This is a genomic window from Faecalibacterium prausnitzii (genome assembly GCF_003324185.1).
Classification (GTDB): domain Bacteria; phylum Bacillota; class Clostridia; order Oscillospirales; family Ruminococcaceae; genus Faecalibacterium; species Faecalibacterium prausnitzii.
This window is the reverse complement of sequence record NZ_PXUP01000003.1, coordinates 181635-194904: the sequence shown is the minus strand read 5'-3', so window position 1 is coordinate 194904 and position 13270 is coordinate 181635. Positions and strand designations below refer to the sequence as shown.

General features: G+C 58.7%; 11 protein-coding genes. 6 read left to right on the top strand and 5 right to left on the bottom strand.

Features of this window, described 5'->3' with window-relative positions; all coding sequences use genetic code 11:
- The first annotated feature begins 10 nt into the window (after positions 1–10).
- From malQ to C7J97_RS03410, 3 genes are all read left to right on the top strand, one after another.
- Positions 11–1483, top strand: a complete 1473-nt coding sequence (gene malQ / locus C7J97_RS03420) for a 4-alpha-glucanotransferase (RefSeq protein ID WP_113992039.1) — start codon at positions 11–13, stop codon at positions 1481–1483.
- Between the two features lie 339 nt (positions 1484–1822).
- Positions 1823–2293, top strand: coding sequence for a hypothetical protein (locus tag C7J97_RS03415; RefSeq protein WP_242983428.1), 471 nt, complete (start codon positions 1823–1825; stop codon positions 2291–2293).
- Between the two features lie 34 nt (positions 2294–2327).
- Complete coding sequence (locus C7J97_RS03410) at positions 2328–2687, top strand: hypothetical protein (protein ID WP_113992037.1); 360 nt, start codon at positions 2328–2330, stop codon at positions 2685–2687.
- A 61-nt stretch (positions 2688–2748) separates the two neighbouring features.
- On the opposite strand, the gene C7J97_RS03405 is transcribed toward C7J97_RS03410, so the two are convergent.
- Complete coding sequence (locus C7J97_RS03405; RefSeq protein ID WP_113992036.1) at positions 2749–4041, bottom strand: galactokinase; 1293 nt, start codon at positions 4039–4041, stop codon at positions 2749–2751.
- A gap of 200 nt (positions 4042–4241) precedes the next feature.
- Between C7J97_RS03405 and C7J97_RS03400 the strand changes: the two genes are divergently transcribed.
- Positions 4242–5102, top strand: coding sequence for an AraC family transcriptional regulator (locus tag C7J97_RS03400; protein ID WP_005923845.1), 861 nt, complete (start codon positions 4242–4244; stop codon positions 5100–5102).
- A 27-nt stretch (positions 5103–5129) separates the two neighbouring features.
- Entirely contained in the window at positions 5130–6503 is a 1374-nt protein-coding gene (gene rlmD / locus C7J97_RS03395; protein ID WP_113992035.1) for a 23S rRNA (uracil(1939)-C(5))-methyltransferase RlmD, read from the top strand.
- 411 nt (positions 6504–6914) lie between these two features.
- Here rlmD and C7J97_RS03390 read toward each other — a convergent pair whose 3' ends face one another.
- From C7J97_RS03390 to C7J97_RS03375, 4 genes are read right to left on the bottom strand one after another with little or no spacing between them, the layout of a single operon-like run.
- Entirely contained in the window at positions 6915–8525 is a 1611-nt protein-coding gene (locus C7J97_RS03390; protein ID WP_113992034.1) for a glycoside hydrolase family 36 protein, read from the bottom strand.
- Entirely contained in the window at positions 8518–9903 is a 1386-nt protein-coding gene (locus C7J97_RS03385; protein WP_113992033.1) for a glycoside-pentoside-hexuronide (GPH):cation symporter, read from the bottom strand. Before C7J97_RS03385 ends, C7J97_RS03390 begins: the two co-directional genes overlap by 8 nt.
- Positions 9894–12275, bottom strand: coding sequence for a glycoside hydrolase family 2 protein (locus C7J97_RS03380; protein ID WP_113992032.1), 2382 nt, complete (start codon positions 12273–12275; stop codon positions 9894–9896). Before C7J97_RS03380 ends, C7J97_RS03385 begins: the two co-directional genes overlap by 10 nt.
- A complete protein-coding gene (locus C7J97_RS03375; protein WP_113992031.1) occupies positions 12272–12835 on the bottom strand; it encodes a TetR/AcrR family transcriptional regulator in 564 nt (187 codons plus the stop codon). Before C7J97_RS03375 ends, C7J97_RS03380 begins: the two co-directional genes overlap by 4 nt.
- Positions 12836–13107: 272 nt before the next feature.
- Between C7J97_RS03375 and C7J97_RS14960 the strand changes: the two genes are divergently transcribed.
- Positions 13108–13266, top strand: a complete 159-nt coding sequence (locus tag C7J97_RS14960) for a hypothetical protein (RefSeq protein ID WP_170126617.1) — start codon at positions 13108–13110, stop codon at positions 13264–13266.
- Positions 13267–13270 lie beyond the last annotated feature (4 nt).

Here is a 13270-nt window from a genome sequence, read left to right as displayed (position 1 = left end):
GGTGCACGTTATGCGTGCAAGCGGCATTCTGATGCCGGTGTTCAGTCTGCCGGGGCCTTTTGGCATCGGTACGCTGGGCAGTGAAGCGACCGCATTCGTTGATTTTCTGGCCGAGGCAAAGCAGACTTATTGGCAGATCCTGCCCATCGGCCCTACCGGTTATGGCGACAGTCCCTACCAGAGCTTTTCCGCCTTTGCCGGAAACCCCTACTTTATCGATTTCCGTCTGCTGGCGGCAGATGGCTATCTGACCGCCGAAGAGATTCCCGCCGCGCAGCCGGTGAGCACCGTTGACTACGGTGCGCTGTACAACCAGCGCCCGGTGCTGCTGAAAAAAGCTGCCGACCGGCTGCTGGCAGCCCCCTCCCCTGCTTACGAGGCCTTCTGCACCGCGCAGAGCTTCTGGCTGGAGGACTACGCCCTGTTCATGGCCGTAAAGGCAGAGCAGGGGCAGGCAGGCCTTGCCGACTGGCCGGACGCCCTGCGCTGCCGGGAGCCGGAGGTCATTGCCGCCGCAAAGGCACGGCTGGCTGACCAGATCAGCTACCACAAGGCGGTGCAGTTCTTCTTCTACACCCAGTGGAACGCGCTGAAGGCCTATGCCAACCGCAAAGGTGTCCTGCTGGTGGGCGATATTCCCATCTACGTCAGCCCGGATTCCAGTGACCTGTGGACCCACCCGGAGCTGTTCCAGACTGATGGACAGATGCACCTGACCCATGTAGCCGGCTGCCCGCCGGATGCCTTTGCGGCAGACGGACAGTTGTGGGGCAACCCGCTGTATGATTGGCCCGCCCACAAGGCCACCTGCTTTGGCTGGTGGAAGCGGCGCATGAAGCACGCTACCTCTATCTACGATGTGGTGCGCATTGACCACTTCCGCGGTTTCGAGAGTTACTACTCTATCCCTGCCGAAAACACAACGGCTGCAGGCGGTCACTGGGAAAAAGGCCCCGACCGGGACTTTATCCACGCCATGCAGCAGGCGCTGGGCGGCGGCAATATCATCGCCGAGGATCTGGGCTACTTGACCCCGGAGGTGAAGGCGATGCTGGCCGAAAGCGGCTACCCGGGCATGAAGATCATGCAGTTTGCCTTCGACAGCCGGGAGTCGGGCAACTACCTGCCCCACACCTACCCCCGCAACAGTGTGGTGTATACAGGCACCCACGATAACGTGACCACCGAGGGTTGGCGCAGCAACGCCAGCGCCGAGGACGTAGCCTACGCCTGCCGGTATCTGCGCTGCACGCCGGAGGAGTTGACCGAAGGCATGATCTGTGCCTGCCTTGCCAGCGTTTCGGATACTGCCATCATCCCGCTGGCAGACTGGCTGCATCTGGGCAGCGAGGCCCGCATCAACACCCCCAGCACGCAGGGCGCAAACTGGCGCTGGCGGCTGGCGCAGTCCCTGCCCGCTGCATTGGCCGGGCACATCGCCGCGCTGACCACGCTGTATGAGCGCGTGCCGAAAGCACTTTGACCTCGTTTTCCTTTCGTTTGGCAACCTGTAAAACACACAAGGCATCTGCTTTGCCCGCTGCTGCGTTCTGCGCAACGGGTACTGGCAGATGCCTTTGTTGTTGATCGGCTTTTTCAGCACATTTTTGCTACAACATTTTTTCGCCGTAAAAAAGCAGGAGTTTTGCGCGTTTATGGCGTATTCAGGTCAGTTTTACAACGCATCGTCACAATATATTCACAAATGTATCATGATTTTCAAACCCGCGCTCTCTTGTCATTTTTGTGCAGATATGCTACAATTCAGTTACTAGATGAACTGCCCCTTGGGGAGTTCTGTGTGCGAAAGGAGTTTTCCATCATGGATCATACATATCAGCGCCCGCTGCAGCTGCCCGCCTGCTGCTCTGTGCTCTCTGCCGAGGAGATGACCTATACCGAGGGCGGTGCCCTTTCTATCAACATCACTCCGGAGCAGGTGATGGCCTTTGGCATCAATGCCACGGTAAACCTGCTGGGCATGATGGGCCGCTATGCGTTCCAGGCTGCAGTTTCCGGTATGCAGAATGCCCTGAACGATGGTTTGGGTGTTGGTGATGCAATTGGGCACTACTGGGGCAAGCTGAACACATGGAGCAAGGTTGCCACGATCGGTATGGCTGGTCTGGGCGGTTATTATGCCTATTGTCAGGCACGCAGCATCTATCTCTCCATCAAAAATCTTGTGGACGCCTTTAAGAATACGTACAACGAAATTCAGGCCAAAAAGAAGGCAGAACAGGAGGCCGCCGAGCAGCAGAATAGTCTGCCTACTCTGGTAGCTCTGTGCTGATCTTTCATCGACCCGGAAAGGAGTGTTTTTATTTATGAAAAAGCTTCAGCTGCCCTCTTCCTACGCAGCCCTCTCCCCCGAGGAGCAGTGCGCTGCCTTTGGCGGCAGCGAATTCGGCGATGCTGTCGGCAGCTTTTTTGACAATCTGCACTTCAATGATTTCTTATGGAACGGTGGGCTGATCTCGTTTTCCTTCACCTTTGTGCCCATGCTACTTTTCCGCGTGATCAAGACAGGTGTGCAGACCGGGATCAAGCTCTCTCAGCAGATCGGCCGCCTGCTTGGCATCACCCGCGAGGCTACCGTCACTGCCGTCCAGTACTTGGATAATACGCAGCAGCGAAATGACCAGCCGGTCGAAAATTCTCTCCCCCAGCTTTTTTCTCTTCAGTAATAAGCTATAAGAAAGCCGTGCATCCCGGAGCATTCCGGCTATGCACGGCTTTTTGTTTTGTTCAGATCACCCGGACTGCACCCTGCTCCCGCAGGCGCAGCACATAGCAGCTGCCCTGCCCGAATACCTGCTCGATGGCTGTATGGTACCGCTCCAGCAGCTGCCCGGGCACATAAGCCTGAATGGTGCCTGCAAAGCCGCCGCCCTGCATCCGCCATGCGCCCTCACTGCCCTGCAGAATGCTCTGGCTCAGAGCCAGCGCTATGGACAGTCCCTGATGCCGCACATCCGCTGTGCAGTACACATTCTGACACAGCGCAAAGGAAGCCTGTCCGCTCTGCTTCACCAGACCTGCAAACACCGGGAACTGCTTTGCATAAAGCGCATCCCGCTGCGCCAGCGTGCGGGCATTCTCCTCAAAATAATGGATCGCCCGCAGCACTGCACGGTCTCCGCAGCAGCTGCGCAGGACAGGCAGTGCCATCCAGAACGCGTTCTCTTTCACCTGACCCAGCAGCGGCTTTCCGAAGCAGGCGGCCACCTGCTCCATCTCCTGCCGAATCGCCGCAAACTCGCTAGTCAGTTCGCTGTGGCTGCCCCGGGTATCGGTGACGCAGAGGAACATTCCTTCCGGCAGCAGACCGTCTGCATGGAGCTTTTCGATCTTTGGGGTGCGCGGATCGGCAAAATCCGCAAAGATAATGCCGCCCACCGCACTGGTCAGCTGATCCAAAAGACCGCTGGGCTTGCCGAAATAGGTGTTTTCCGCATACTGGCAGATGCCCGCCAGCTCTGCCGGGGTCAGCCCGGTGCTGTATTCCTCGTTCCAGATAGAGGCCATGCCCATCTCAAAGGCCGCCGAGCTGGACAGACCGGAGCCCCGCAGCACATCGCTGGCGGTGTAGGCATCAAAGCCTCCGATCTGCTTGCCCACCGCGCGGAAACCCTCAGCAATGCCGCGGATCAAACTTGCCGAGTGGGTGCTCTCCCCTGCCTGCGGCTCTGCAGTGGCCAGATCAATGACATCCAGCTTATTGAATCCCCGGGACTTGACCCGCACATAGCCATCCGTGTTGCGGGCCGCCACCGCCACCAGATCCAGCGTGACCGCCGCCGCAAGGCCGTAGCCCCCCTGATGATCCGTGTGGTTGCCGCCCAGCTCTGCCCGCCCGGGTGCAGAGTACACCTGCACCTGCCGCCCGGGGCCGAAATACAGTTCAAACTGCTCCAGCGCAGCCGCATAGCGCCCGCGCTGCCGCTGCAAAACCGCCGGATCCGCCCCGTAAAGTGCAGCAAGTGCGGCGTCCCAGCTGCCCTGCAGGATCTGTTTTCTGAGTTGTGCACTGGTGGCCATGACAGCTCCTCCCCTCCGGAATAAACGATTCTGCTCTTTTTGCCTATTGTAAAGCATTTCGGGCGTTTTTTCAATTTATTTGACCTAAAAATCCAAAATTTGGCGTCAGGTGCAAAGAATAAGATGTACTTTTGTTGAATTTGCAGGGCATTCTATGGTATACTGGGTGCAGAATGTGACAGGACGGAGGTAAAGCTGCCATGCCAGACGTTTATAAGCAATCCTTTAAGCAGAATTACACCAACAATATCGAATTGTCCATCTTCAACTGCGGCTTGGAGCGCTGCGCTCCGGGTCAAACATGGGGACCCGGCATCCGTGACCACTACCTGATCCATCTGGTGGTATCCGGCAAGGGCATCTTTGAGGTGGGCGGCCGCACTTGGGAGGTAAGCGAGGGCGACCTGTTCTTTGCCCGCCCCAGCCAGCTGATCCGCTACACCGCCGACGAGCAGCAGCCGTGGGAGTACAGCTGGGTGGGCTTTAACGGTGCCTGTGCCCACAAGCTGGCCGCGCAGCTGCCCTTTACGGACGATGCCCCCGTGCACCACACCAGCGACCCGGACGGGATGCGGGCAGCGCTGACCAACATCTATTCCTCCCGCGGGCTGCAGCCCCAGGACGAGGCCGCCATGGTGGGGTATCTGTACCTGTTTATCGCTGCTTTGATGCGGGAGACCAGCGCAGGCAAGCCCCACACGGCCTCCTCCTCCAGCCAGTATGTGCTGAACGCCATCAAGTACATCCAGTTCAACTACTCCCACGACATCTCCATTGACGATGTAGCCAAGAGTGTAGGGGTTTCCCGCAGCCATCTGTACCGGGTGTTCATGTTGAACGTGGGCAAAAGCCCCATCGACTACCTGACCGAGTACCGCATCAACGAGGCCTGCAAGCTGCTGCGCGCCGGCAACCTTTCCATTGCAGAGGTTGCGGTGTCGGTAGGCTTCTTTGACCAGTTCTACTTCTCACGGGTGTTCAAGCGCGCCAAGGGCGTGCCGCCCAGCAAGTATTTTGCCGCCCAGCAGGACGCCGACCCGGCAAGCCCTGCCCAACTGTAACCTGAGCCCATCACACAAGGAGAAACCATGCCTTTACAGAAAAACCAGATCCTGACCCTGCGCATCGAACGCCTTTCCAGCGACGGCAGCGGTGTGGCCCACAGTGCCGATGGCGAGGCCGTATTTGTCCCCGGCACCGCCCCCGGGGACGAAGCACGGGTGCGCATCGTGAAGGACTGCGGCCGGTACGCCTTTGGCATTTTGGACGAGCTGCTCACCCCCTCGCCGGACCGCATTCCGGTGGACTGCCCGGTGGCAGGCCCCTGCGGCGGGTGCAGCCTGCGGCATCTGGATTATGCCGCTGAGCTGCGCGCCAAACAGGAAAGCGTGCTGGATGCCTTCCGCCGCATCGGCGGGCTGGAGGTTCCGGTGCTGGATATTCTGCCTTCTCCAGACGTAGACCGCTACCGCAACAAGGTGCAGTTCCCTGTGGGCATAGACAAGAACGGCGTGCCCTGCATCGGCTTTTACGCAGGGCGCACCCACCGCATCGTCCCCTGCCCGGACTGCAAGCTGCAGCCCAGCGTGCTGAACGAGATTGGCAACGCGCTGTGCGCCTTTTTTGCACAGCAGGGCATCCGCCCCTACGACGAGCAGAGCGGCAAGGGGCTGGTGCGACATATCTTCCTGCGGCGCGGCGCGCACAGCGGGCAGATCATGGTGTGTCTGGTATGCACCCGGGCAAAGCTGCCCCACGCAGAGCAGCTTTGCACCGCGCTGCGGGGGCAGTTCCCGGCCATCAGCACTATTCTGCTCAACGTCAACGCCAAAAACACCAACGTCATTTTGGGCAGTGAAAATCACATCCTGTACGGCCCGGGCTACATTGAGGACACGCTTTGCGGCGTACCGGTGCGTCTGGGACCACTGTCCTTCTATCAGGTCAACACGCTTGCCGCTGAGCGGCTGTACGGCGTTGCTGCGCAGTACGCGCAGCTGACCCCGGACGATGCGCTGCTGGATCTCTACTGCGGCATGGGCACCATCGGCCTTTCCATGGCCGAGCAATGCAGGGAGCTGATTGGCGTAGAGATCGTGCCGGAGGCCATCGAGAGCGCCAAGGCCAACGCTGCCCGCATGGGCGAAGCCGTGGCTGCCAAGAGCCGCTTTTTCTGTGCCGATGCCGGACAGGCTGCCACCCAGCTGGCTGCCGAGGGTCTGCACCCGGACATCGTAATGCTGGACCCGCCCCGCAAGGGCTGCGATGAAGCCACCCTCTCCGCCGTGGTGCGCATGGCCCCCCGCCGAGTGGTATATGTCAGCTGCAACCCCGCCACCGCCGCCCGAGACGCCGCATGGCTGGAGCAGAATGGGTATCACGCAGAAAAGGTGCAGCCGGTGGATCTGTTCCCGAGGACGAAACATTGCGAATGCGTGCTCTTGATGTCAAAAGCCCAGTAATATAGTGCGGTGATTCGTTTAATATCGTTTGGACATCATTTCACAGTCTGAGCCGTTCTCGTCCTTGGAAACAGGTCGAGGGCGGTTTTCGAGAATTTGAGCAATATCTAAATCGTAGCCACAGGGGTAGTGGATAATTGAGTTTCTGGATTAGATGTTTGGGCTAACAGCGAATCCACTAACTCAGGTATCTGAGGGTATCCAGTGTAGGATTTAGATGTCATCCCCCTATAACGCAAAAACGCCGCCAGCGTAGCATGTGAAATCATCACACGGTACGCTGGCGGCTATGCTTTTATTGTTTATACAGCTTTCGGCGTGAGCCACTTTTCTAAGGAAGACGTCCGTTGCGTTTCACATAAAGAAACATCTGGCTAACAAAAAAGAATAAAGCTGATTTTTATGCCCTCATTATTCTCTATAAATAGCACTGCACCGCAACTCTTGACGTTTCTCATCCAGAGAATACCGGATCGTAATCACACCATTTTCTGTCTCTACTTCTACCTGTTTTGCATGTTCAAACAACCTGCGCAGGCGGCGGTACTCGTCCCGCTGCGCATCCGTGTAGTGGGAAGGCATATCCGAGGTAAGGAACACATTGCCCAACAGGGCATTGACTGTGGCAAGGGTGCGCTTTTGCTCTGCCGTCAGCTTGCAGTTTTCCTCCCGGAGGAAGAACACATCCGGGTCGCTTCCGTAGGCGCGGTCATTGAGTTGCCGCCGGAATACAGTGTTGTTGATGGCCTGCTTTGTGGATACCCGCTCCCGATGGAACAGGCGCATATACCACACATCGTCCCAGTCCAGCCCTACGTCACAGCTGACACGGCAGTAATCCACCAGCCCGAAAGCCGGCATCACCGGTACGCCGCAGCCGAGAATCTGCTTTTGCCCGCACCATGTGCGCAAAAGCTCCATGGCACGGTACATCCTGGCTGCCCGGCTCTCGCGGGTGTTGCCAAAGGGAGCAGCGCCGTACAGAAAATCCAGCTTGACAAGGTCGAAGCCCCAATCGTTCAGCACCCGGTCAAACACCCGGCGCAGATAGTCCAGCACGGCCGGGTTGTCGATATCCAGCGCATAGAAACTGCTCCAGTTGCTGCCGCAGCACCACGGTTTGCCGTCCACTTTCAGCAGCCAGTCCGGGTGCTGCCGGAAAAGGACAGAGTCCTTTTCGCACACAAAGGGTGCAAGCCATAGCCCAGCCTGAAAGCCAGAGGCGTGAATTTCCTGCACCATGCCTTTCAGCCCGTGGGGGAATTTCTGCGTATCCGTTTCCAGCCAATCCCCCACCTTCGGCTCCCAGCCATCATCGATCTGGAACAGGTCTCCCGGGCAAAGCAGGCTGCGGCAGCCGGTCATGTCCTCCCGGATGGTGTCCTCGGTGATGTTTTGATAACGGTTGTACCAACTGGAATAGCCTGCCAGCTTTTTCTCCGTCCGAGGGCGTATGCCCATCGCCTGAAACCAGCCGTCGAACACCTCGACCTCGCTGCCCTCGGCAAAAAACAGGTCGAAGAGTGGGAAACTGCCGCCGGGATGCTCCACCCCGGCGCAGTCCCGCTCCAATGTCAGCAGGGCTTTGCCGCTGTCGTAGCGGAGGATGGTGTAGCCCGGGGTCTCGTCCAGCGATGCCACCAACCGGAACTGCTTGCCCTTGCGGAAATAGCAGTAGGAAAAGCCGTGACTCTGACCGTTATGATGCCCATAGGGCACAAAATGATAATCACCGTAGCGATCAAAGGCATATTTCTTCAGTAGAAATCCCGGAATGTGGTCGGTGCCGCGCAGCTTGCCGTTCCGGTCCAGCTCCGGGCTGTAGGTCCATGTCTGGTAGCCGTTCATGAACAGACGCTCGTCTGCTTCCATCGTCCACGGCAGCGCGGCACGCACCGTTTTCAGCGTCCCGGCGGGCAGGTCAGCGGAAAGATGCAGCACACTGCCATTCTCCGTGACCGCGCAGCTGCCCTTTCGCGTGCCGCCGGAGGTTTCCGCGTACCAGTGCAGCGTTTCAGTCATGGTGCGTTTCCTCCCCATGGAGCTGTGCGCTGATCTCGGCAGCACGCTCATCCGTCAAAACAAACTTGCGGCGGAACAGCACCAGCACACCTGCCAGCACCAGCATGGGCAGAACGGTCATCATCAGGCGCAGACCCAGCAGGGTGCCGGCGCTTTGTACTGCCACCGGGCCGGTCTCCTCTGTGTTGCCCACAAGACCGATGAGGTCCAGCCCGATACCGGTCAGGAATACCGCCACGCCGGAGGCTGCCTTGACCACAAAGGTCTGCATGGAGAAAATAACGCTCTCCTCCCGGCGTCCAGTCTTGAGCTGGCCGTAATCCACACTGTTGGAAAGGAACAGGGTCGTCAGCACGCTCAGCATCCCGTTGCAGGCGAACACGACAACGCCCGGGATGCACAGCAGGGCAAGGCTTCGGGAAAGGCCGGTCAGGCAGAACACCAGCAGCGTGCCGTAGCCGCACAGCGCCAGCACAAGGCTCAGATGGAATACCTGCGTACTGCTGAACTTTTTGCGCAGCAAGGGGTAAAGCACCATCATACCAAGGATCTGCGCTGCACCTCCCACGGTGGAAAACAGGGTGTAGGTGGCTTTCCAGCCTGCACCGCCAAGGTCGTACTTGAAGAAATAGATGATGAAGTTGGAGGTAAGGTACAGCGCCGAGTTGATCAGCACGATGCTGCCCACCACTACCATAGCCTGATCGTTGCGGAACAGGGCGGAGAACATCTCCTTTACGGTGGCGGTCTTCATCTCGCTGGGGGTGGTCTCCTGCATGGCGGCGCAGCAGACCAATTCCGTCACCACAAAGAGCACTGATACGATCAGCGCCACCCAGCGGAAGCCTGCACGCTCGCTGTCGCCGCCAAGGGCTCCCACCAGCAGCATGGTGAACATGGCGATGAGGGCAGAGCCAACGCCTGCACAGGTGCGCCCTACCATGGAAAGATTCTCCCGGTCTTTTGGGGTACGAGTCACGGCAGGGATCATGGACCAGTATGGGATATCCATCATGGTGTAGGTGACGCCCCACAGGATGTACACCACGCTGAAATAGACCATCAGCGCTGCCTCGTCCAGCACCGGGGCGGCAAACAGGGCGTAGAGCACCAGCGCATTGAGCAGCGTACCGGAAAAAATCCACGGCCGGAAACGCCCCCAGCGAGTGCGGGTCTTTGCCACCAGAACGCCCATAAAGGGGTCGTTGAAGGCATCAAAGAACCGGGCTGCCATGAGAACAACGCCCACAAAGCTGGCCGAAAGCCCCAGCACATCCTGATAATAATACATGACGTAGGAAGCCGACAGGGCATATACCATATCCTTGCCCACGGCACCAATACCGAATGCGGTTTTCTGTTTCAGGGTCAGTTCCATACAGCATCCTCCTTTTCGATGGTGAACCGCAGCACAACGGGCTGGGTCTGCGGTGCAGAAACGGTCAGCACGGATTCTCCGGCAGTGCCCACGGTGCGCAGATAAGTACCGGTCATGCCGCCCTCTGCCACGGCGGTCTGCGGGCCGACAAGGGCGGCGCTGCCCTCCACCGCAAACTGCACCGGGAACTGTGCGTAAGGGGCGGGAATGCCGTTCTCGTCCAGAATCCGTACCCGCACAGCGGCCATATCGTAGGTGTCCTGCTCCCGCAGGGCCGTCCGGCTGGCCTTGACCTCCAAGTGCAGCTTTGCACTGGGGCAAAGGGTCACGCTGCGCACCACGTTGCCGTCCTGCACGGCATCGAACCGCCAGCGGGTGGCTTCGCCGCCCCAGTTGCCCACATATTTGCCGTAAAGCGCCACGCCATCCTCAAAGGTCATTTTGTAGTGCAGCATACACCAGCCGAATTTGACCTTGTAAGCCAGCGGCAGTCCCGCTAAGCCATATTTTCCGGCGGCCAGCAGGCAGTCCCGCACAGCGGCTGCCTTGGAGGGGGAAAAGTGCTCCTGCGTTTCCAGCAGCTCACCGATGGTATCGTCCATCACAAAAGGCGGGTGGGGCAGCGCCGTCCACTCGCTTTGGCGCAGGACGGTAACGAACACATCGTTTTTGTACAACTTGACCTGCTGGGCATTGCTGAAAACGTATGCCGTGCCCAGCTGCCCGGCGGGGTTATCGCCGATGTCCATGGAGGAACTGACCGCCAGAACCGGGTCAGCGTCACCCTGACTGGCATAGACCGCCGCCGCCAATTTGGGGTTGCGGAAGCTGTCCAGCACGCCGTGGTAGCAGATGCGGTCGCCAGAGCCGAAATCCTTGTGAGTCTGGTAGTCGAACATACACCAGCCAAAACACCCGGCGTGTTCCCCGCTGGCATAGGCGGCGTTCTGTACCCGGACGTGCCGCAGGGCGTGCTCCTGCCGGTGCGGGCCATCGTCAAAGGCTTTGGTGGGGTACATATGACCATTGCATTCCGATATGAGCAGCGCCTTGCCCATATCCGGGGTCACGTCCTTTTTGGGCTTAGCGCCGGGCGTTACGCCGTTGTGGGAAAAATCGTTGTAGGCGTAGACGTCCTCCAGCAGATGGCTCTTTTCCAGATACCGCACGCCAGAAGTGGCACGGCTGGGGTCCAGCTGATGGGCAATTTTGTTGGTGCGGGTGTAGAAGGTATCGTCATCCACGCTTTCGTTGATGCGCACACCCCACAGGATGATGCTGGGATGACTGCGGTTTTGCAGGAGCATCTCCCGCAGCATTTCACAGGCGGCGTCCTTCCAGTTGTCGTCCCCGATGTGCTGCCAGCCCGGCAATTCAGTGAACACCAGCAGACCCCGCCGATCGCACTCATCCAGAAAATATTGGCTTTGGGGGTAGTGGCTGGTGCGCACGGCGGTGCAGTGCAGCTCCTCCTGCAAAATGCGGGCATCCTCCCGCTGCAGGCTTTCCGGTGCGGCGTAGCCGATGTAAGGGTAGCTCTGGTGCCGGTTCAAGCCGCGCAGAAAGGTCTTTTTTCCGTTGAGGTAGAAGCCGTCCGCCCGGAACTCTGCGGTGCGGAAGCCAAACGTCACCTGTTTGCGGTCGATGGGCTGTCCGGCTGCATTCAAAAGCTCTGCAATGGCATGATGCAAAACCGGGTGCTCTGTATCCCACGGCTGTGCGTCCGGCACAGAAAGCTGCATCTTCCCGGTTTCTGCCGCCTGTGCGGTCTGCTGGGCCAGCAGGGTACCGTCTGCGGTCTCCAGCCGGATGCGGACCGCCACGGCTGCGGGCGCAAGCTCTGCCGTCCACTGCACCACGGCGTCATGCAGGGTGGGCGTGTAGACGAACAAATCAGTCAGGCGGCTTTCTGCCGCAGCCTCCAGCCAGACCTCCCGGTACAGCCCGCCGTAGGTCAGGTAGTCGATGACAAAGCCAAAGGGCGGGATAGCCGGGTCTTCCCGGGTGTCCAGCTGCACGGTGAGCAGGTTTTCGCCTTCCCGGTCAACAAGATCGGTGATCTCCACCGTAAAGCCGGTGTAGCCGCCCCGGTGCTGCCCGGCAACCCTGCCGTTGACCCGCACCACTGCCTGATGAGCAGCGCCGTCAAAGCGGACAAACAGCCGGGGCGCAGCCTGTACCGGCGGCACCCGGAACCGTTTGCGGTAGCCGCAGACCATCTCGTAATCGGCCGGGGAGGCATAATGCAGCGGCACCTCCCGGCAGGTATGGGGCAGGCGGACGACTTCCTGTTTTGGCACCGGCAGTCCCTTGCCAAAGGCCTCTGTCCAGTGTCGTGTAAACTCCCATCCATCGCAAAAACTGTGTTTCATCGCGGCAGCACTCCTTCCAGTAAAATCGAGATCATTTCTTCCAGCACAGCCACATACTGCACCCCGCTTTCTGCCAGACTGCGGTCTGCCAGAAAACTCTCGATGGATGCGGTGATCATCTGCCGCAGCACTGGCAGGGATACCGGACGCATGACCCCTTCAGCCACAGCCTGCTCCAGCAGCACCATGGTGGGCTCCCACCCGTTTTCCAGCTGACTGCGCACCCGCGCCGCCACCACCGGGTATTTCTCGTCCAGTTCCTTCATCTGTCGCAGATCCAAAGCGGCGTATTCTGCCGGCATAGCAATGATAACTGCCCGCAGCTTTTCCTGCAAAGTACCGCTGCCCGTCAGAATCTCCTGCTTGCAGCGGTGGATGTCTGCAAAGGCGTGGTCTACCATGTCCAGCAAAAGCGTCTCCTTGGAAGGATAAACGGTGTAGATGGTCTTTTTGCTGATATGCAGCGGCTCTGCCACCTGCTGCATGGTGAAATGCAGCCCCTGTTGACGGAATAACTGCATCGCCTGCGTGCGCACCAGCGCATCGAGCTTTTCCTGCATGAGCGTCCTCCTTGTGGAAACCGTATTTAGCTTTCCAGTTTCCATTCTAGTACGGAAACCAAGTTAAATCAAGCAGTTTCCGCATTTTCTGCGTTCTGACGAAGAACCCGAGAAGAATCACAGCAGAATGCCATATCTCAAAACGCGGCAGCCGGAATGGTATCCGTAAAGCTGCGCATAGTACTGTTTATGATCCGATAACAAAATTGATATTTCTACCTGCCAATGATAAGATCGCGACAAGACCATATTTCACTCGGAGGAACTTTACAATGGCAAAAAAGGAAGCTGCTGCCTACCGCCTTGCAAAACTGAGCCTTACACTGCGCGGCATCAGCCATAATCTTGGCGAGACCAACGATTCCCGCTTTGCCCACGCTCTGCACAAGGGACTGTATTTCGACTACATGACGGCAAACCCGCCTGTCTGATTTT

Coding starts and splice junctions, on each gene's coding strand:
- malQ (WP_113992039.1), top strand. CDS start 11: ATGCGTGCAAGCGGCATTCTGATGCCGGTGTTCAGTCTGCCGGGGCCT.
- C7J97_RS03415 (WP_242983428.1), top strand. CDS start 1,823: ATGGATCATACATATCAGCGCCCGCTGCAGCTGCCCGCCTGCTGCTCT.
- C7J97_RS03410 (WP_113992037.1), top strand. CDS start 2,328: ATGAAAAAGCTTCAGCTGCCCTCTTCCTACGCAGCCCTCTCCCCCGAG.
- C7J97_RS03405 (WP_113992036.1), bottom strand. CDS start 4,041: ATGGCCACCAGTGCACAACTCAGAAAACAGATCCTGCAGGGCAGCTGG.
- C7J97_RS03400 (WP_005923845.1), top strand. CDS start 4,242: ATGCCAGACGTTTATAAGCAATCCTTTAAGCAGAATTACACCAACAAT.
- rlmD (WP_113992035.1), top strand. CDS start 5,130: ATGCCTTTACAGAAAAACCAGATCCTGACCCTGCGCATCGAACGCCTT.
- C7J97_RS03390 (WP_113992034.1), bottom strand. CDS start 8,525: ATGACTGAAACGCTGCACTGGTACGCGGAAACCTCCGGCGGCACGCGA.
- C7J97_RS03385 (WP_113992033.1), bottom strand. CDS start 9,903: ATGGAACTGACCCTGAAACAGAAAACCGCATTCGGTATTGGTGCCGTG.
- C7J97_RS03380 (WP_113992032.1), bottom strand. CDS start 12,275: ATGAAACACAGTTTTTGCGATGGATGGGAGTTTACACGACACTGGACA.
- C7J97_RS03375 (WP_113992031.1), bottom strand. CDS start 12,835: ATGCAGGAAAAGCTCGATGCGCTGGTGCGCACGCAGGCGATGCAGTTA.
- C7J97_RS14960 (WP_170126617.1), top strand. CDS start 13,108: ATGGCAAAAAAGGAAGCTGCTGCCTACCGCCTTGCAAAACTGAGCCTT.